Origin of the sequence: Thiocapsa imhoffii, assembly GCF_016583985.1 — a bacterium.
Lineage (GTDB): Bacteria > Pseudomonadota > Gammaproteobacteria > Chromatiales > Chromatiaceae > Thiocapsa > Thiocapsa imhoffii.
Window position 1 is genome coordinate 1 of sequence record NZ_NRSD01000107.1, and the last position, 531, is coordinate 531.

General features: G+C 66.1%; 1 pseudogene. It reads left to right on the forward strand.

The annotated features are described in order from the left end of the window. A pseudogene (locus tag CKO25_RS20850) lies at positions 1–531 on the forward strand (ATP-binding protein); the annotation flags it as partial.

A 531-nucleotide genomic window follows, 5' to 3' on the forward strand; every position in this document is an offset into this window, starting at 1 on the left:
AGCCGCTGGTACTGCTGCTCGACGAGGTCGATGCCCTGATCGGCGACACCTTGCTCTCGCTGCTGCGCCAGTTGCGCGCCAGCTATCCGCAACGGCCGACGGCCTTTCCGCAGACCGTGATTCTGTGCGGGGTGCGCGACCTGCGCGACTACCGTATTCATGCCAGCTCCGAGCGCGAGGTCATCACCGGGGGTAGCGCCTTCAACATCAAGGCCGAATCGCTCCGCCTGGGGGACTTCAGCGCCGCCGAGACGCGCACCCTGCTGCTGGAGCATACCGCCGAGACCGGGCAGGTCTTTACCCCCGAGGCGCTGGATCGGGTTTGGGAGCTGACCCAAGGTCAGCCCTGGCTGGTCAATGCCTTGGCCTATCGCGCCTGTTTCAAACTCCCCGCCGGCCGCGATCGCGCCCAACCGATCACAGCGGCGCTGATCGACCAGGCCAAGGAGGCGATGATCGTCGAGCGCGTGACCCATCTGGATCAATTGGCCCACAAACTCCAGGAGCCCCGGGTACGCCGGGTCATCGAGC